Source organism: Rhizobium sp. UBA1881, from assembly GCF_002338015.1.
Classification (GTDB): Bacteria; Pseudomonadota; Alphaproteobacteria; order Rhizobiales; family Rhizobiaceae; genus Rhizobium.
The window spans coordinates 1-519 of the sequence record NZ_DDHH01000207.1 but is presented as its reverse complement, the minus strand read 5'-3'; the positions used below and the strand labels follow the sequence as shown (position 1 = coordinate 519).

Below are 519 nucleotides of genomic sequence, written 5' to 3'. Positions count from 1 at the left end.
GGCGATGGCTTCGGTCACCTATGGAACGCTCTATCAGAAGAAGCACCTGCAAGCCGGCAATCTGCCTGCCATCGCGACGCTGCAATATGTCGGCGCGCTCATCGTCAGCGTGCCGCTGATGCTCAGCTTCGAGCGCATGCATTTCGACGGGTCGGCAACGGCGGTGGCGGCCCTCGTCTGGTCGGTCTTCGGCCTGTCGATGGGTGGCGTCGGGCTGCTTCTCTATCTGATCCGGCGCGGGCAGGTGTCGCGCGCGGCATCACTGATCTATCTGATGCCGCCGACGGTGGCGCTGGAGGCCTTCATCGCCTTCGGCGAACCGCTGACCCTGCCGCTCACCATCGGCACCATCGTGGTCGTCACCGGCGTCTATCTGACCAACCGGCAGGCGGCAGCGCCGCTGCGCGAGCAGGCGCAGTAAGCTCCGAGCAGGCACAATAGAAAACGGCGGGATCTCTCCCGCCGTTCGTTGTTCAATCGCGTCTAAGAATTACGCGCGTTCGCGGCGCTGGCCGCCAT

Annotated in this window: 1 protein-coding gene; it reads left to right on the top strand. The window is 64.5% G+C overall.

Annotated elements, in window-relative coordinates; all coding sequences use genetic code 11:
- Positions 1 to 421, top strand: a 421-nt coding sequence (locus B3605_RS25165; RefSeq protein WP_296436826.1) for a DMT family transporter, incomplete at its 5' end; no start/stop codon positions are given.
- Positions 422 to 519 lie beyond the last annotated feature (98 nt).